The sequence below is a fragment of the Tenacibaculum gallaicum genome (assembly GCF_003387615.1).
Classification (GTDB): domain Bacteria; phylum Bacteroidota; class Bacteroidia; order Flavobacteriales; family Flavobacteriaceae; genus Polaribacter; species Polaribacter gallaicus.
Genome location: NZ_QUNS01000005.1, coordinates 150,497 through 170,082 on the forward strand (window position 1 = coordinate 150,497; position 19,586 = coordinate 170,082).

Here is a 19,586-nt window from a genome sequence, read left to right on the forward strand (position 1 = left end):
TTATTTGTTCTTCTTTCCGTCTTTAGAAAACGTCTCTGCTAATTTTGACATTTTATTGATGTCTATGTTACCAGTTAACGAAACAATTACAGATTCTGGTGAACCATTATTAGAGTTTTTGTCTTTTACAAACATTAACACTTCACTTACAAAGTCTTTGTTTTTAGTAGACTTTACATAGATTTTAACACGAGAATCTTTATCTTTTACACGCATTAACTCTATTAAGTTACTCTTTGCTATTGCTGATTTTACCATGCTCTCCATTTGTCCAGATACTTTTGCATTTTCAGTAGAAAATACTTTTAGCTCTTGTAGGTCTTGAATCATTTTAAAAACCTCCATAGCTTCATTGTCTTCAGATTCTACCTTAAATTTAGATAAAATTTCAAAAGCATCTTTATTTACTACCACTGATGATACCTCATCTAGGTCTTCTAATTTATCAAATATCGACTGTCCGAAACTTATATTAGCTATAGATACGAATGCGAATAATAATATTACTTTTTTCATGATTTTCTTGGTTTATAAGTACTTGGTTTTACTTTCTTAATTAATTTACTGTGTTTATTACTTTGTTTACTGTTTCTTCATAGGTTCCTAAATGTTCAATAGCATCATTTCCTTTTTTTAGGTTGTTTGAAACTGCATATAATGCATCATTTCCTTTGTTTAAATTGACTGAAACTAGTTGCAACGCTTCTTTAATTTGTGCAAACTGTTTACGCTGTTGATGCTTTTTGTACTCTTCATTACCCATAAATAAACTAAATAGTAAGACTACTGACGCTGCTACTGATAACCATTTCCAGTTCTTCTTAGTTTTCTCAGGTTTTAACTGAATGGTTTTGGTAAAGGTTTCGTCTTTACTTTGTTTAAAATAACCAAACATCATACTATACTCTTGCAAATGCGGTGCCACGTCGTTTGATGTAAAATACTCTTGTAACGTTTGCTCTTCTTGCAATGTTGTTTCTGCGTCTAGATATTTATCTAATAATTTTTCTATGTTAGCTAACTCCATAGTTGTGTTGTTTTATTAATTCTTGTCTTATTGCTTTTCTAGCTCTTGATAATGCTACTCTTACAGCTGTCGGCTTCATATCAACCATTTTACATATTTCTTCAAAATCATATTGTTCAATATCTCTTAATTGTATGATTATTTTTTGCTGCTCTGGTAACTTATCTATAAGCTCATGTACTCTGTTTACACTGTCGTTATGTTCTACCCTCTTTTCTAAAGGAGTATCTTTCTCTTTATAATTACTATGAACCAATGTTAAATTACTTGCTTGTTTAGACTTTAATCTGTCATAACAGTAATTCTTCGTCATGGTCATTGCAAATGCCTCTACATTTTTATAATTAGAGAGCTTTTCTCTATTTCTCCACAATTTAAAGTACAACTCTTGTGTAGCATCTTCAGCTTCTTCAGTAGAAACCAACAATCTTTTCGCTAAACGAAAGACTTTGTCTTTAAATGGTAATACAACTTTTAAAAAGTCCGATTGGTTCATGGTTTGGTTAATTAGTTCTGTAAGCCTATTAAAACAATTGCGTCTTATTTAACAGGTTTACATATCTACGACGACGCAGTTTTAAGTTTGTTACATCAATACTAAAAAAAATAATATTATTCAGTAAATTGCGTTGTTGTTACAACTAATATACTCTTATGAAATTACTTAAAGCATCCCTAATCATCTTTTTTTCAATACTACTTGTATCATGCAGTGAAAAAGACGATGCGCCGAAAAATATTGAAGTTCAAAATTTTGTTTGGAAAGGTTTAAACGCCTACTACTTATGGCAAGATTTGGTTCCTGATTTAGCTGACAGACGTTTTAGTAATGATAGTGAATTGTTCAGTTATTTGTCAGGATATGACGATCCTGCTAACCTATTTTACAATTTATTATACATGCCTAATGAATACCCTAAAGATCCTAACAGAACCTATTCGTGGATTGTAGATGATTACATAGCTCTAGAGGAGTCTTTTGCTGGAATACGCTTAACAAGTGGTATGAAGCTAGAAGGTGCTGATTATACTGATGGTTCTGGAGGTTACTATATATATGTATATGATGTTGTTACTGGTTCTGATGCAGATGCACAAGGAGTTACTCGTGGAATGATTATTACTGAGATTGACGGAACAACTATAACTAGAGCGAATGTAAATGATTTATTAGATAATGATACCTTTACTATTCATTTAGCTAATTACAATGGAGGAAATCCTGTTAGTAATGGCACAACCATTACTGTTACAAAATCTCAAGTAACAGAAAACCCAATAAAAGTAACCAACGTAATTACTAGCGGTAGCCACACTATTGGATATTTAATGTATAACCAATTCTCTAGTAACTTTGACGGAGAATTAAATGCTGAGTTTGCTAAGTTTCAAACAGCTAATATTACCGATTTAATCATCGACTTACGTTATAACGGTGGGGGTTCTGTACAAACAGCTACGTATTTAGGAAGTATGATTACCGGACAGTTCACTAATGAGTTATTTGCTAAACAAGTATGGAATCATAAAGTGATGGAGGTAACAAACCCTGATTTATTAATCAATAACTTTACGAATCAAATTTTAAATAAAGACCAACAAGGAAATGTAGTGTTAGATGAAGCTATTAATAGTTTAAACCTAAATACTATTTACTTTATCGTTTCTGATGATTCTGCCTCTGCTTCAGAACTGGTCATCAATGCTCTAAAGCCTTATATTGATGTAAAGCTAGTAGGTGAACAAACCTACGGAAAGCATGTAGGTTCTATTACCTTATACGATTCTGACGATTATACCCGTAATGGTGATAACTTAAAGAGTCATACTTGGGCAATGCAACCTATTGTATTAGAAATTCAAAATGTAGATGGTGAAAACGCTCCTGAAGGATTTATACCTGAAGTTATTATAGACGAAGACCCAGGCAACTTAGGTATTTTAGGAAACCCTAATGAGCCTTTATTACAAAGAACCATTCAATACATTACTACGGGAGCAAAAGGAACTCCTACAATGAAAAAAGGAGTTCAATTCTCTCCATCATGGAATTCAAACATGATGCGTCCTGATTACAACAATATGTATGTGGAGTTGAAATAACATATTATCCTATATAAATAAAGAATCCAGCTTGCTTAGCTGGATTTTTTTATCATACTTTTTTAATGAGAACGAAAAATAAACTATTCCTTTGAGTGAGATTCCTCCTCGTATCTCGTTCGGAATGACAATACATATTACTTTTTTATATTAAGTCTCGTCATTTCGAGCGATAGCGAGAAATCTTAAAACCGTTTATTACTCCATACAAAATATTCCTCTCCTATCTCGTTTGGAGTGACTAAATACCTTTATTTTTCTACAACAAACTCATTTGTTGATTATTCTCTTCATTAGGAATCTTTAAATCAACTCCTAACTCTTTGTTTAGATTTTTTATAAAATACGCTGCTAATAATGGCGACTCTACCTCTAAGTTTTGATGGATAAAAAAGTGAATGTTCTCTAAACCTACATCGTTCCATTCTTTTAAACGAACTACCCAATCATCTAAACGAGCATAATCTGACGGGTGATTTGCTCCAACATAACGAACAAAAGCTTCATTATTCGTTAAACGCATATGCATCATATCTCTCCTTCCTGCGGTATCAACTAACACATTGGTTATGTTATGTTCTTCAAACAACTGTGTAAACTCATTAAACACAACCTCATCTTCAAACCAATTTGGGTGACGAACCTCAATAGCTAATGGTATACCTTTAGGCCAGCTTACCACAAAGTTTTGCAATCTATCAAAGTTTTTATTACCAAAATTAGCGTGTAACTGTAAAAAGATGGTACCTAACTTCTCTTGTAAATGTGAAGCATTATCTAAATACACATTCACAGCATCTTGTACACCTTGTAAACGCTTCCAGTGGCTTATCTCCTGTCCTAGTTTTGGGAAAAACTTGAAGTTTTCAGGAGTTTTAGCTTTCCACTTTTCAAATTGTGCTGCTGGAAACTGTCTATAAAAAGTAGCATTGAGTTCTATCGAATTAAACTGTTTCGAATAATATTCCAATTCATCCTTAGTTCCTCGTGGGTAAAAACCTTTTAAATCTGCTTTATTCCATTTTGCACAGCCAACATACACATTAGGCGTACCACTCTTTTCAAAAGAACTTAATAGCTCTATTGTTTTAGGATGCGTTGCTGGTAATGTAAAATCTATTAACTCTGGTTGTGCTACTTTTCCAAACTTCATACTTCGTTATTTTCTATTCCTTCCTCTATATCTTGATTATCTACCATCTCTGGTCTAAACTCTGTCATTCTATCATCATCCAGTTTTTTAGCATACTTATAACCCGACTTCCACCATTTCTTCATTTTCTCTTTATCAAAAACTAGCGAATTGGTTGTTAACACCGTTGGTGTATAGTATAAGTTCAACTTTACATTATGTTGTTTGGCAGATAACTTTCCTATGGTAATATTATGTCGCTCAACATTCTCCAACATAAAATCAAACGTATCCATCATCAGTGAAAAAGGGTTCTTAGCAGGCAATCGGTTCATTTGGGTTACTTCGGTAGCTAAAATAATAGCATCTACTTCTGTAGCTCCTCGTGCAATTGCTTCACGAATAGGAACTAAACTACCAAAACCACCATCGGCATACTGACAATGATCTTTTTCTAACAAACTCATAAAAGGCACATAGTTACACGACCCCCAAATCCAATCACAAAAATCTTCATACTCACACTCCAAAATAGATTTGTACTCAATTTGATTTGCTGTTAAATTAGAAACTGTTACCACTACCTCTTTATTTAACCTTCTAATTTCATCATAAATTTCTTTAGTTATGCTATTGCTTATAAGCTTTCGTAAGTTCTTACTCTCACCAAATGTTTTACGACCATTTAAAAAGTTCCAAAAAGTATTTCTATGTCGTATAGAAATTACCTTCTCTCCATGCACCGATTTTATTCTAAACGGACTATTACTAAAAATAGCTTTTTGATCTACTGAAGTATATATTTCTTTTAATTCATCAACCATACCTAAAGCTAAATGCGAAACCATTAAGCTTCCTGTTGACGTTCCTAAAAGCATATCGTAATCTTTATTTTTATTTTTCATTAGGTATTGTGCAACACCGCCCGCAAAGGCTCCTTTACTTCCTCCTCCTGAAATTACTAAGGCTTTTTTCATTGATTTAAGTTTGGTTTTCCTATTTTTAGTTCTGTAAAAATATCAAAAATATGACACGATTATCATTCCTTTTATTAATCTCTTTTATAATACTTTCTTGTACACAAGAAAAGAAAGCCCCAAGAACTTTTGAAACTATTAAAATTACCGAGTTTAAACAAGATAGTACCAGCATTAGAGCTATGCTAGCCATTAGTAACGATGAATTAATTTTTGCAGGCTCTAAAGGAGATATTACAAGTACAAAGGATGGTGGTAAAACATGGCAAACACAAAATTTAAAGTATAACGATACTATTATACCACACTTTAGAAGCATTGCCAAAAACGGTGAACACATATTTGTTTTATCGGTAGCTAATCCTGCCTTACTATATAAAGGAAATGAAAACAGTTATGAATTGGTATATACAGAAGAACACGAAAAGGTTTTTTACGACTGTATGCAATTCTTTGCTGATGGAAAACATGGGATTGCCGTTGGTGACCCTACAGAAGATTGTCCGTCTGTTATTCTTACCTCAGACGGAGGAAATACGTGGACAAAACTACCTTGCTCTCAACTACCTACTTTTGAAGAAGGAGAAGCTTTCTTTGCTGCTAGTAATACCAATATTGCTATTGTAAACAATACTGTGTGGATAGGTTCTGGAGGAACCAAAGCACGTATTTTAAAATCTACCGACTTTGGAAACACTTGGGAGGTTTTTGATACTCCAATTGTACAAGGTGATGGACCTCAAGGAATCTACTCTATTGATTTTTATAATGAAAATAACGGAATTGCTATTGGAGGTAACTACTCAAAACCAGAAGATAATAACGCTAATAAAGCAGTTACTACCGATGGTGGTAAAACATGGACACTCGTAGCTAATAATACCAACCCTAACTACAAAAGCTGCGTACAGTATGTACCTAACACGAACGGAGAAGAAGTTTTTGCAGTTGGAAAAACAGGAATATCATTTTCTAACGACGGTGGACATACTTGGAAAGAAGTAAGCAAGGAAAGCTACTATGCAATTCAGTTTATTGATAAGAATACCGCTTGGTTATCTGGTCATGAAAAGATTGGAAAGCTAGTTCTTAACTAAACTATCTTAGGGCAAATAAACAAAGAACTATAAGAAAACCCATTTTAAGTCTATTAAGTAAGCCTTGGTGGATTAAATTCTTGGCTATCACCCTGTGATTAATTCTTAATGTTTTGTTAAAAGGAATTCTTTTCCTTTTTAACTATCTATTTTTATAAGCTAATCAACTCAATATTAAATGAAAAAAATACTATTCTTACTCTTATCCCTGTGTATTAGTACCTCTTTTGCACAAGAGTACTTTCCTACCAACACAGGAGTAAAGTCATCCAAAAACAATGTGTATGCATTTACCAATGCTACCATTTATGTTACCCCTAGCCAAGTAGTAAAAAAAGGAACGCTGCTTATTAAAGACGGTAAAGTTGTTGCTGTAGGCAAATCGGTTAACATACCTAACGAAGCACACGTAATTAACCTAGACGGAAAATCTATGTACCCTTCGTTTGTAGATGCCTACTCAACCTTTGGTATCGCAAAACCTAAACGTGAAAGCGGTCGTGGTAAAAGACCACAATACGATGCTGGCAGAAAAGGGTATTACTGGAACGATCATATTCGTCCTGATGTAAACGCTGCTACCGAATTTAACTTTGATGCTAAAAAAGCCAAAGAATTATTGTCTTTAGGTTTTGGTACTGTTAATACACACGTAGCAGACGGTATTATGCGAGGTAACGGAATTTTAGTTGCTTTAAACCCTAATAGTTCTGATGCTTACAGAATTTTAAACAACGAATCAGGAAACTACTTATCGTTTTCTAAAAGTGCTAAATCACGTCAAAGCTACCCTACGTCACGTATGGGAGCCATGGCATTATTACGTCAAACGTATTTAGATGCCGATTGGTACGCCAAAGGAAATGCAAAAAACACCGATTTAGCTTTAGAAGCATTAAATAACAAGAAAAAACTACCACAAATATTTAATGCGGGTGGATATTTAGATAATAAGCGTGCTGATAAAATTGGTGACGAATTTGGAATTCAATACACCATTGTAGGTGGAGGAAATGAATATGAAAGAATCAATGATATTAAAGCGACCAATGCTACGTACATTATTCCTATTAACTTTAGAAAAGCTTACGATGTATCAAATCCATTTTTAGCAAATAAAATTGCGTTAAGCGATATGCGCTCTTGGAATCAAGAACCAGCAAATCCATCAATTTTAGCAAAAAACAATGTTCCTTTTGCCTTAACTACCTATAAGTTAAAAAAGGCAAAAGAATTTAGTAGTAATCTACAAAAGGCTATTACTTACGGATTAGATAAGACTACAGCTTTAGAAGCGTTAACTACAGTGCCTGCCAAAATTTTAAAAAATGACAAAGTTGGTAACTTAAAAGCTGGTAGTTATGCCAACTTCTTAATTACTTCTGGTGATATTTTTGACAAACAAACTACTTTATATGAAAACTGGGTGCAGGGTGATAAAAACACCATTAACTCAATGGATATTAAAGATATTACAGGTAAGTACACGTTAACAGTTAACGGGAAATCGTACGATATGACCATTACTGGTAAAGGAGCTAAACAAACAACTGCTTTAAAAAGTGGAGATAAAAAGATAAATAGTAAATCATCTTTTAGCAACGACTGGTTGCATATAACTCTTAAAGATGGTGACAACTATACTCGCTTAACAGCATTTGTTAAAAACAAACAACAAATTACAGGTACAGCTACCGACAATAATGGAAATGAAAGTACTTGGAATGCTACTTATACTGGAAAAGCTGATGCTAAAAAGAAAGACAACAAGAAAAAAGACAATACCCCTGAAGTAGTAGCCGTTACCTATCCAAACATCGGATTAGGAAACCCAACTGCTCCACAAAAAGAAACTATTTTAATTAAAAATGCTACGGTTTGGACTTCTGAAAACAACGAAGTACTAAACAATACCGATGTATTAATTACAAATGGAAAAATAGCCAAAATAGGTACCAACTTATCTTCAAGAGGAGCTACAATTATTGACGGAACTGGTAAGTATGTAACCGCAGGTATTATTGATGAACATTCACATATTGCTACTTCCGCAGTAAACGAATCAGGTCATAACTCAACAGCTGAGGTTACTATTGAAGACGTTATCAACCCTAACGATGTAAATATTTACAGAAACATTGCGGGTGGTGTTACTTCTATTCAAGTATTACACGGTTCTGCGAATCCTATCGGTGGACGTTCGGCAATTATCAAACTAAAATGGGGAGAAAATGCTAACGGAATGTTATACAACAACACACCTAAGTTTATCAAGTTCGCCTTAGGTGAAAACGTAAAACAATCTAACTGGGGAGATATGAATACCATTCGTTTCCCTCAAACACGTATGGGAGTTGAACAAGTATATATTGACTACTTCCAAAGAGCCAAAGAATACGATGCTAAAAAGAAAAGCGGACAACCATATCGTAAAGATATTGAGTTAGAAACCTTGGCTGAAATTATTAATAAAGAACGTTTTATTTCTTGCCACTCTTATGTACAATCAGAAATTAACATGTTAATGAAGGTTGCAGAACAATTCAACTTTAACATTAACACGTTTACCCACATTTTAGAAGGATACAAACTCGCTGATAAAATGAAAGAACACGGAGTTGGTGGCTCTACTTTTGCTGACTGGTGGGCATATAAATACGAGGTTAACGACGCTATACCATACAACGCTGCTATTATGCACAACCAAGGTATTACAGTTGCTATTAATTCTGATGATGCTGAAATGTCTCGTAGACTAAATCAAGAAGCTGCAAAATTAATTAAATACGGAGGTTTAAGCGAACAAGAAGCTTGGGCTACTGTAACTATTAATCCTGCAAAACTATTACACTTAAACGACCGTACAGGAAGTATTAAAGTAGGTAAAGATGCCGATGTTGTAGTATGGAGCGGAAATCCGCTTTCAGTATATTCAAAAGCAGAAAAAACAATTATTGACGGAGCTATCTATTTTGATATTGAAAAAGACTTAGAAAAGCGTAAGGCTATTAAAGCAGAACGTGCTAAGCTAATCAATATGATGTTACAAGAGAAGATTAAAGGAGGTAAAACACAAGCTCCTAAAAAGAAAACTCAGAAATTATTTCACTGTGACACAGAGTAATCCTCACAGAGAAATTTAGTAAGATTAGCTACTAAGTATAAACTAATAGTAACAAAAATTTAAAACGTGAAAATTAAATATATATATAACATAATATGCTTCTTATGTATAGGAAACATACTAGCGCAACAAACACCAGCACCCAAGCAAACTGAAGCTTATAGTATTGAAGGTGCCACAGCACACTTAGGAAACGGAGAAGTAATTGAAAACTCCTTAATCATGTTTTCTAACGGTAAAATAGCACATGTAGGAAATGCCAATAGCAGAATTGCTCGTATGGGAACTGTTATTAATGCCAAAGGAAAACACGTATACCCAGGATTCATTGCTGCAAACACCTCTTTAGGTTTAGCTGAAATTGATGCTGTACGTGCAACCAGAGACTTTGATGAGGTAGGTTCTATGCTACCACACATCCGTAGTATTATTGCCTATAATGCAGAAAGTAAAGTGGTAGAAACCATGCGTCCTAACGGAGTATTAATGGCACAAATTGCCCCACGTGGTGGTGTTATTTCTGGTACCTCTTCGGTAGTACAATTAGATGCTTGGAACTGGGAAGATGCTACTATTAAAACTGATGATGGTGTTCATATGAACTGGCCTCAGGTATTCTCTAGAGGTCGTTGGTGGATGGGTGAAGACCCAGGATTAAAGCCTAACAAAAACTATCAAAAAAGTATTGATAAGCTTACAAAATTTTTCGCCAATGCAAAAAGCTACCTAGCGGGTAATAAAACACCTAAAAACTTACCTTATGAAGCTTTACAAGGAGTTTTAAACGGTAATCAAAGAATGTTTGTACACGTATCTGGTGAAAAAGGAATTACTGATGCTGTAAATATTTGTAAAGAATTAGGAGTTAAAAATATCGTGATTGTTCGCGGACAAGAGGCTGAAAAAGTTGCTGACTTATTAAAAGCAAACAATGTACCTGTTATTTTAGAACGTGCACACCGTTTGCCTAATGGTGAAGATGCAGATTATGACAGACCTTTTAGAGCAGCTAAGATATTAACCGATGCTGGTATTTTAGTAGGTTTAGGTATGGAAGGAGATATGGAACGTATGAGCACACGTAACTTACCATTTTATGCAGGAACGTATGCTGCTTACGGATTAGGTAAAGAAAAAGCCTTACAATTAATTACTCAAAACAATGCTAAAATTTTAGGTATAAACAACAACGTAGGAACCTTAGAAGTTGGTAAAGACGCTACCCTATTTATTTCTGAAGGAGATGCTTTAGATATGCGTACTAACATTTTAAAAGAAGCTTTTATACAAGGAAGAAAAATTAGCCTAGAATCGCATCAAACAAAATTATGGAAGCGTTATGCTAACAAGTATAAAAACCAATAGAACATCTTTCTAAACTAAGAGATAGCCACGTCATTATCATTCCTCGCTATGACTGCAATTTTAACGTCATTCAGAGGAGTTTGTTGAGCCTTTCGACTTCGCTCAAGATAAACTTAAGTCGAAATAATAACGAAGGAATCTCTTCTATTTAAGAAACTATTAAACATCATTCCGTAAAAAGAATGATGTTTTTTTATGCACAAATAATAAGCATGCGCTACTGTATGGTAACTTCATACACCACTATATCGTGACACCATACAGTAGTGTCGGGTGACTTCATACACTACTGTATGAAGCTTAATACAAACTAGTACACCCCATATTTTAGTTTTGTTTGAAGGTTCAAACAGTAGCATCTAGTGTTAAACAACAGTAGTGTTTGGTGTTGGGCAACAGTACTGTTGTTTGCCTAACAACAGCAATAGCTAGTAATTATTCTTTTAGTAAGATGGTATTTTATTATAAAACAGAATAGTACTTTTGTATTTAGATATCATAGCAAATGAAACAGATTAGTAGCACACAAAACGCCTATATAAAAGAGCTTTTAAAGCTTCAAGAGAAATCTAGAGAACGTAAGAAGAAAGGACTATTTTTAGTAGAAGGACAACGTGAAATTTCGTTAGTTGTTAAAGGAGATTATGAAATAGACACCCTGCTGTTTGTTGCTGATATGTTTACCGAAGAAAGTGTAAACAAAATTCTAAATAAGGCTGCTAACTGTATAGAAATAACAAAAGAAGTATACCAAAAACTAGCCTATCGTGATACTACCGAGGGTATTATTGCTGTAGTTAAAGCTAAAAACTTCGATTTAGACGCTATTGAATTCAATACCACTACCCCACTCGTATTAGTTATGGAAGGTATTGAAAAACCAGGGAATATTGGTGCTATGTTACGTACTGCCGATGCTGCTAAGGTGGATGCTGTTTTTATCGTCAACCCAAAAACGGATTTATTCAATCCTAATATCATACGTTCTAGTGTAGGTTGTGTATTTACCAATCAGATAGCTACAGGTACATCTGAAGACATTATAGCGTACTTACAAGAGCACAACATTCATATTTACAGTGCTACACTACAAAATTCAAACGAGTACCATAAAAACGACTATACAAAGGCTACTTCTTTGGTAGTGGGTACCGAAGCGACAGGATTAACACAAATTTGGCGAGACCAAGCTACTCAGAACATCAACATCCCTATGCAAGGGGAAATAGATTCTATGAATGTATCGGTTGCCGCAGCCATCTTAACTTTTGAGGCAAAACGACAACGTAATTTTGTATAATTGAATTTAATTACAAGCACTTGCAAAAGTTTTATGTATTACAGTAATAAGGTGGATTTAATTATGTCTATATTCTGTATATAAATACAGCCTTAAAATTTAAATTCTCTCTTAAATATATACAAAATAAGGACAAGTATATATTTTATAAAACACTTGTGTTTAAAAGGCTTTCGTGATACAACATACTTAAAATAGATCTTACTTGGTGGAATCCTAAAATGTCCATATATTTGGGTGTTACCTGCAAGCTGAACCCAGCCGCACAAACAGCACATTTGGTTTTTGCCGACACATAAGCCAACGCTGAAAAACCAAAAGAGCTGTTTTTTGCCTTTGCGCTCGAAAACATAGTGAAAAGATTGTGAATAAAAATATAGAAGCCGACCAACCAAAACAGCAAACTTTATTAACTTGTACGGTTAAATAAGAGATAATGATTAAAGAAAGAATTGACATAGAAAACATTGACGGACAACTATTTGAAATAAAAGTAGTTGACCCTGATAATTCTAAACCTGCTTCTTTTACGCATTATTTACACAATCATAAAAATGGAGTTTCTCAATTTTACAAAAAAGATGCACTTTCTTACGTAAAAGAAATTCTTGAAAAAGAATATCCAACAGAAAAAGTCACAAATAAAGTAGCGGAAGAAGCACTTCAATATTTGATTTTTGACCTCAATAAAACTGTTCCATTTCCAGCACCTGAAAAACCAAAATTTAAGTTTATTGACCTTTTTGCAGGAATTGGTGGATTTCGTTTAGCTCTTCAAAATCTTGAAGGAAAGTGCGTTTTTACAAGTGAATGGGATAAATATTCAAAACAAACCTATAAAGCTAATTTTGGAGAAATTCCGTTTGGAGATATAACAAAACCTGAAACAAAAAATTATATTCCAAACAATTTTGATGTGCTTTGTGCAGGCTTTCCTTGTCAAGCGTTTTCGATTGCAGGAAGACGTGGCGGATTTGAAGATACAAGAGGAACATTATTTTTTGATGTTGCAGAAATTATAAAAAGGAAACAACCAAAAGCAATTTTTCTCGAAAACGTAAAAGGTTTAAGAAATCACGACAAAGGAAAAACATTAGCAACAATTTTAAACGTGCTTCGAGAAGATTTAGGCTATTATGTGCCTGAACCTCAAATATTAAATGCAAAAGAATTTGGCGTTCCTCAAAATCGTGAACGAATTTTTATCGTAGGTTTCCGTAAAGATTTAGGAATAACTGATTTTCAGTATCCAGAACCAACTAATAAAACCGCAGTATTAGATGATATTTTGGAACAAGAAGAAGTTTCTGTTAAATATTATTTATCAACAACTTACGTTCAAACATTAAAAAATCACAGAGCACGCCACGAAAGCAAAGGCAATGGATTTGGTTACGAAATAATTCCAAATGATGGAACAGCAAACGCAGTTGTTTGTGGAGGAATGGGCAGAGAACGAAATTTAGTTCTTGATGATAGACTGACAAATTTTAAACCAATAACTAACATTTCAGGAAAGGTGAATCGAGAAGGAATTAGAAAAATGACACCACGAGAATGGGCAAGATTACAAGGTTTTCCAGACAATTTTAAAATTATAGTTTCAGACGCACAAGCATACAAACAATTCGGAAATTCAGTTGCAGTTCCCGCAATTCAAGCAACAGCGGAAAAAATAATAGAAAAACTTAACTGCAAATGATTACAGGAAATAAGGGAGAATGGAGCGAAATTTATGCGCTTTTCAAATTATTAGGCGACAAACAATTATTTCTTGGAAACAAAGACATTGAAAAATTAGAAGGTTTAGTTTACCCAATTATAAAAATACTTCGCACAGAAAACAATGGTAATTTTGAATATTCAATCCAAGATGAGATTATTTTAGTTTCGGGAGATGAAGAAGTTTTAAAAATCCCCATTTCAGACTTTAAAGACAAAGCACTTTTTCTTTTAAATGCAATCAAACAAAATAAAGAAAGGACTTTTTCAGTTCCAGAAATTGAGGAATTTATGCAATCCATAAATTGTATTTCCTTAAAAGCAAGTTCTACAGCGAAAACTGATATTACGATTGTTGTTCACGACCAAAGAACTAATCAAGAACCGACATTGGGTTTTAGCATAAAATCTCAACTCGGAAGTCCCTCTACTCTTTTAAATGCAGGTAAAACAACAAACTTTATTTATAAAATCAAAGGAGCGAAACTTTCAGAAGATAAAATTCAGGAAATCAATTCAATTGCTTCGAGAAGTAAAATAATGGATAGAATTGTTCAAGTTCATAAAAATGGCGGACAATTTGAATTTATAAAAACAGAACGACAAATATTTTCAAACAACCTTGTTTTAATAGACAGTTTGCTTCCAGAGATTTTATCGCAAATAGTATTTGATTTTTATTCAAGTGAGTTTTCGCACTTGACTGATTTAGTAAACAAAACGGCTGACAAAAATCCATTAAACTTCGATATTGAAAACGAACATAAGTTTTACGAATACAAAATAAAACGCTTTTTGACAGATGTTGCTCTTGGAATGATGCCCTCGCAAGTTTGGACAGGAAAATATGATGCGACAGGTGGATATTTAATCGTCAAAGAAAATGGAGACGTTTTATGTTACCACATTTACAACAGAAATGAGTTTGAGGATTATTTGCTAAATAATACAAAACTTGACACAGCAAGTTCGTCTCGACACGGATTTGGAGAAATATATAAGGAAAACGGAGAACTATATTTTAACCTGAATTTACAAATTAGGTTTACAAAATAGCCAACGCTAAAAGCCATACACATTCGCAATTCGCACCAGCCGACACACAAGCCAAAAATTGCAAAAGAGTATGTCTTTGCCAACGCTGAAAACCAAGCAGAACGGAACAAAGCCAGCAGGTAACAATGTATAAAAATAATAGCGGTTTTATCGCTAAAATGAAAGTAAGTAAATATAAAAAAGGTCTGTGTTCAACCGAAAAGTTAGTTTGTAAAAATCCGCTACTATTCTTATACGAGACCGTTAGCAAAAATAACCAACAACGAATGAACATAGCAATAATATTAGGAGTCAGCGAATATGAAGACAAACAAAATAATCTACCTGGTTGTAAAAAAGATGCTGAAATTGTCAACTCAATAATTTCTAAGACTAGTAAATTCGAATCTATATTATATATAAATGAAAAAAAATCTAGTGCTCTCGTAAAAGAGAAAATAACTGATTTTATTTCTGAAAATAAAACTAATGAAATAGAAGAGTTATTTTTCTACTTCACAGGACACGGAGAATTCTATAACGAGGAATTTTATTATATACTTTCTGATTTTAACAAAAACAAGAGAAAACAAACCTCTCTTCAAAACGAGGAAGTTGATAGTTTAATCAAGACTTTAAATCCAAATTTAGTTGTAAAAATTATTGATGCTTGTCAATCTGGAAAAACTTATATCAAAGAAACATCTGTCGTTGCTAAATACTTTAAAGAAACCCAAAACAAATTTAATAATTGTTATTTCTTAAATTCTTCATTGAAAGACCAAAGTTCAATGCAATCTGATTTAATTAGTGACTTTACACTAAGTTTTATAAAATCTGTTAAAGAACATAAATCAAATGAAATTCGATATAAAGACATAATTGACTATATATCAGATGAATTTGAAAACAATGAACTTCAGACACCTTTTTTTGTTATTCAAGCGGATTATACTGAAAAATTCTGTGAGATAAATGACAGCCTTAAAGAATACCTTTTAAAAATAGATACTGTAACACTAGACACAGAAAATATTGATGGTTCAAAAGATTTTAGTCTAATAGATAAAATCAAAAAACAAGCATCAGAATATCTAACTAAAGAACAAGCTTTAGAGGTAATAGATTTTACCAAATCAGAAATTGAAAAAATTGAAATCTCAGAATCTCTAAATGATATATATGATTTAGAAGTAATTCTTTCTGAAAACTATGATTATATAATTAATAAAAATACCATAGGAAATTGGCTAGATAATAACACTCACGATTACTTTGCAAAATCTATAACGAGACGTGTAAGAAAAGATAGAAATCATTATTCAAATTTCTTGAGAACACCAAACCTTTTCGGAGTCGAAAATGAAGATGATTATGAATATATAAAAAGTGGGTTTGATATTGAAATAGATGTTCCTTTTAAATCTATAATTTTTAATTTAAATTCTAAATATCCAAATGTGGAATCATTTACTGCAAGAGCAATTTATTTAGTTTCTCAAAAACAGATTAGATATTTTTATTTTGTTACTAATTTTATTACTAAAAACTGGGATGAAAGAAAACTAAATTCGGAAATTGAATGGTTTTTTACGGAACATCCAATTTACAATAAAGAGGAAGTAGTTGATGGAATCAAAAAGGTTTATAAAAATCTAGAAAAAAAAGCAACTATCTATCTCGAAGAAAAATTTAACAACCAAGAAGGAAAAAAGGAATAATTACTTTTGCTAACAACGTATATAGCTCATATCTAGGTAGTTGCTTAATCGAAATTATGACATATTTGGAAAGTCGCCAAATTTTTAAATTTGACGATTTCCAATAAAAAAATAAATAGTAAAATTTAAAAATCTGGCTTGTGCTTAATCCGAAAATAATTTTCTAATTTGCACGCTACGAGCCATATACAGAGACGTTACCTGCAAGCTGAACCCAGCCGCACAAACAGCACATTTGGTTTTTGCCGACACATAAGCCAACGCTGAAAAACCAAAAGAGCTGTTTTTTGCCTTTGCGCTCGAAAACATAGTGAAAAGATTGTGAATAAAAATATAGAAGCCGACCAACCAAAACAGCAAACTTTATTAACTTGTACGGTTAAATAAGAGATAATGATTAAAGAAAGAATTGACATAGAAAACATTGACGGACAACTATTTGAAATAAAAGTAGTTGACCCTGATAATTCTAAACCTGCTTCTTTTACGCATTATTTACACAATCATAAAAATGGAGTTTCTCAATTTTACAAAAAAGATGCACTTTCTTACGTAAAAGAAATTCTTGAAAAAGAATATCCAACAGAAAAAGTCACAAATAAAGTAGCGGAAGAAGCACTTCAATATTTGATTTTTGACCTCAATAAAACTGTTCCATTTCCAGCACCTGAAAAACCAAAATTTAAGTTTATTGACCTTTTTGCAGGAATTGGTGGATTTCGTTTAGCTCTTCAAAATCTTGAAGGAAAGTGCGTTTTTACAAGTGAATGGGATAAATATTCAAAACAAACCTATAAAGCTAATTTTGGAGAAATTCCGTTTGGAGATATAACAAAACCTGAAACAAAAAATTATATTCCAAACAATTTTGATGTGCTTTGTGCAGGCTTTCCTTGTCAAGCGTTTTCGATTGCAGGAAGACGTGGCGGATTTGAAGATACAAGAGGAACATTATTTTTTGATGTTGCAGAAATTATAAAAAGGAAACAACCAAAAGCAATTTTTCTCGAAAACGTAAAAGGTTTAAGAAATCACGACAAAGGAAAAACATTAGCAACAATTTTAAACGTGCTTCGAGAAGATTTAGGCTATTATGTGCCTGAACCTCAAATATTAAATGCAAAAGAATTTGGCGTTCCTCAAAATCGTGAACGAATTTTTATCGTAGGTTTCCGTAAAGATTTAGGAATAACTGATTTTCAGTATCCAGAACCAACTAATAAAACCGCAGTATTAGATGATATTTTGGAACAAGAAGAAGTTTCTGTTAAATATTATTTATCAACAACTTACGTTCAAACATTAAAAAATCACAGAGCACGCCACGAAAGCAAAGGCAATGGATTTGGTTACGAAATAATTCCAAATGATGGAACAGCAAACGCAGTTGTTTGTGGAGGAATGGGCAGAGAACGAAATTTAGTTCTTGATGATAGACTGACAAATTTTAAACCAATAACTAACATTTCAGGAAAGGTGAATCGAGAAGGAATTAGAAAAATGACACCACGAGAATGGGCAAGATTACAAGGTTTTCCAGACAATTTTAAAATTATAGTTTCAGACGCACAAGCATACAAACAATTCGGAAATTCAGTTGCAGTTCCCGCAATTCAAGCAACAGCGGAAAAAATAATAGAAAAACTTAACTGCAAATGATTACAGGAAATAAGGGAGAATGGAGCGAAATTTATGCGCTTTTCAAATTATTAGGCGACAAACAATTATTTCTTGGAAACAAAGACATTGAAAAATTAGAAGGTTTAGTTTACCCAATTATAAAAATACTTCGCACAGAAAACAATGGTAATTTTGAATATTCAATCCAAGATGAGATTATTTTAGTTTCGGGAGATGAAGAAGTTTTAAAAATCCCCATTTCAGACTTTAAAGACAAAGCACTTTTTCTTTTAAATGCAATCAAACAAAATAAAGAAAGGACTTTTTCAGTTCCAGAAATTGAGGAATTTATGCAATCCATAAATTGTATTTCCTTAAAAGCAAGTTCTACAGCGAAAACTGATATTACGATTGTTGTTCACGACCAAAGAACTAATCAAGAACCGACATTGGGTTTTAGCATAAAATCTCAACTCGGAAGTCCCTCTACTCTTTTAAATGCAGGTAAAACAACAAACTTTATTTATAAAATCAAAGGAGCGAAACTTTCAGAAGATAAAATTCAGGAAATCAATTCAATTGCTTCGAGAAGTAAAATAATGGATAGAATTGTTCAAGTTCATAAAAATGGCGGACAATTTGAATTTATAAAAACAGAACGACAAATATTTTCAAACAACCTTGTTTTAATAGACAGTTTGCTTCCAGAGATTTTATCGCAAATAGTATTTGATTTTTATTCAAGTGAGTTTTCGCACTTGACTGATTTAGTAAACAAAACGGCTGACAAAAATCCATTAAACTTCGATATTGAAAACGAACATAAGTTTTACGAATACAAAATAAAACGCTTTTTGACAGATGTTGCTCTTGGAATGATGCCCTCGCAAGTTTGGACAGGAAAATATGATGCGACAGGTGGATATTTAATCGTCAAAGAAAATGGAGACGTTTTATGTTACCACATTTACAACAGAAATGAGTTTGAGGATTATTTGCTAAATAATACAAAACTTGACACAGCAAGTTCGTCTCGACACGGATTTGGAGAAATATATAAGGAAAACGGAGAACTATATTTTAACCTGAATTTACAAATTAGGTTTACAAAATAGCCAACGCTAAAAGCCATACACATTCGCAATTCGCACCAGCCGACACACAAGCCAAAAATTGCAAAAGAGTATGTCTTTGCCAACGCTGAAAACCAAGCAGAACGGAACAAAGCCAGCAGGTAACAATGTATAAAAATAATAGCGGTTTTATCGCTAAAATGAAAGTAAGTAAATATAAAAAAGGTCTGTGTTCAACCGAAAAGTTAGTTTGTAAAAATCCGCTACTATTCTTATACGAGACCGTTAGG

The 19,586-nt window shown here is 33.0% G+C and carries 15 protein-coding genes; 10 read left to right on the forward strand and 5 right to left on the reverse strand.

The features are described 5' to 3' along the window. The 3 genes from C7448_RS10935 to C7448_RS10945 are packed head-to-tail and all read right to left on the reverse strand — an operon-like array spanning nt 1 to nt 1,523. A complete protein-coding gene (locus C7448_RS10935; protein ID WP_115901418.1) occupies nt 1-516 on the reverse strand; it encodes a DUF4252 domain-containing protein in 516 nt (171 codons plus the stop codon). Nucleotides 517-556: 40 nt separating this feature from the next. Beyond that, on the reverse strand, nt 557-1,027 hold the full coding sequence (locus tag C7448_RS10940; RefSeq protein ID WP_115901419.1) for a hypothetical protein: 471 nt from the start codon (nt 1,025-1,027) through the stop codon (nt 557-559). Beyond that, nucleotides 1,014-1,523: an RNA polymerase sigma factor gene (locus tag C7448_RS10945; protein WP_115901420.1), complete on the reverse strand. Its 510-nt coding sequence runs from the start codon at nt 1,521-1,523 to the stop codon at nt 1,014-1,016. The genes C7448_RS10940 and C7448_RS10945 overlap by 14 nt, the downstream gene beginning before the upstream one ends. 158 nt (nt 1,524-1,681) lie before the next feature. On the opposite strand from C7448_RS10945, the gene C7448_RS10950 reads away from it, so the two are divergent. Then, nucleotides 1,682-3,130: a S41 family peptidase gene (locus C7448_RS10950; protein ID WP_115901421.1), complete on the forward strand. Its 1,449-nt coding sequence runs from the start codon at nt 1,682-1,684 to the stop codon at nt 3,128-3,130. Between the two features lie 259 nt (nt 3,131-3,389). Here the strand turns inward: C7448_RS10950 and C7448_RS10955 are convergent, their stop codons facing one another. Together C7448_RS10955 and C7448_RS10960 are read right to left on the reverse strand one after the other, a co-directional pair. Then, complete coding sequence (locus C7448_RS10955; RefSeq protein ID WP_115901422.1) at nt 3,390-4,283, reverse strand: DUF72 domain-containing protein; 894 nt, start codon at nt 4,281-4,283, stop codon at nt 3,390-3,392. Then, a complete protein-coding gene (locus C7448_RS10960) occupies nt 4,280-5,239 on the reverse strand; it encodes a patatin-like phospholipase family protein (protein WP_115901423.1) in 960 nt (319 codons plus the stop codon). The genes C7448_RS10955 and C7448_RS10960 overlap by 4 nt, the downstream gene beginning before the upstream one ends. 50 nt (nt 5,240-5,289) lie before the next feature. Between C7448_RS10960 and C7448_RS10965 the strand changes: the two genes are divergently transcribed. The 9 genes from C7448_RS10965 to C7448_RS11010 all read left to right on the forward strand — a co-directional run bounded on the left by C7448_RS10965 (nt 5,290) and on the right by C7448_RS11010 (nt 19,338). Next, on the forward strand, nt 5,290-6,336 hold the full coding sequence (locus tag C7448_RS10965; protein WP_115901424.1) for a WD40/YVTN/BNR-like repeat-containing protein: 1,047 nt from the start codon (nt 5,290-5,292) through the stop codon (nt 6,334-6,336). A gap of 178 nt (nt 6,337-6,514) precedes the next feature. Next, nucleotides 6,515-9,460 carry an amidohydrolase family protein gene (locus C7448_RS10970; protein ID WP_115901425.1) on the forward strand — a complete coding sequence of 982 codons (2,946 nt, stop codon included), beginning with the start codon at nt 6,515-6,517 and terminating at the stop codon, nt 9,458-9,460. Between the two features lie 72 nt (nt 9,461-9,532). Beyond that, nucleotides 9,533-10,825 (forward strand): amidohydrolase family protein, encoded by a 1,293-nt coding sequence (locus C7448_RS10975; protein WP_115901496.1) that lies wholly within the window; start codon nt 9,533-9,535, stop codon nt 10,823-10,825. A 505-nt stretch (nt 10,826-11,330) separates the two neighbouring features. Continuing rightward, nucleotides 11,331-12,125: a TrmH family RNA methyltransferase gene (locus C7448_RS10980; RefSeq protein ID WP_115901426.1), complete on the forward strand. Its 795-nt coding sequence runs from the start codon at nt 11,331-11,333 to the stop codon at nt 12,123-12,125. 436 nt (nt 12,126-12,561) lie between these two features. After that, nucleotides 12,562-13,827 carry a DNA cytosine methyltransferase gene (locus tag C7448_RS10990; protein WP_115901428.1) on the forward strand — a complete coding sequence of 422 codons (1,266 nt, stop codon included), beginning with the start codon at nt 12,562-12,564 and terminating at the stop codon, nt 13,825-13,827. Next, the gene (locus C7448_RS10995; RefSeq protein ID WP_115901429.1) at nt 13,824-14,903 is read left to right on the forward strand and encodes an HpaII family restriction endonuclease; all 1,080 of its coding nucleotides are present in this window, start codon (nt 13,824-13,826) and stop codon (nt 14,901-14,903) included. The genes C7448_RS10990 and C7448_RS10995 overlap by 4 nt, the downstream gene beginning before the upstream one ends. 125 nt (nt 14,904-15,028) lie before the next feature. Beyond that, the gene (locus C7448_RS11000; RefSeq protein ID WP_115901430.1) at nt 15,029-16,603 is read left to right on the forward strand and encodes a caspase family protein; all 1,575 of its coding nucleotides are present in this window, start codon (nt 15,029-15,031) and stop codon (nt 16,601-16,603) included. 393 nt (nt 16,604-16,996) lie between these two features. After that, nucleotides 16,997-18,262, forward strand: coding sequence for a DNA cytosine methyltransferase (locus tag C7448_RS11005; protein ID WP_115901428.1), 1,266 nt, complete (start codon nt 16,997-16,999; stop codon nt 18,260-18,262). After that, a complete protein-coding gene (locus C7448_RS11010) occupies nt 18,259-19,338 on the forward strand; it encodes an HpaII family restriction endonuclease (protein ID WP_115901429.1) in 1,080 nt (359 codons plus the stop codon). Before C7448_RS11005 ends, C7448_RS11010 begins: the two co-directional genes overlap by 4 nt. Nucleotides 19,339-19,586: the final 248 nt, after the last annotated feature.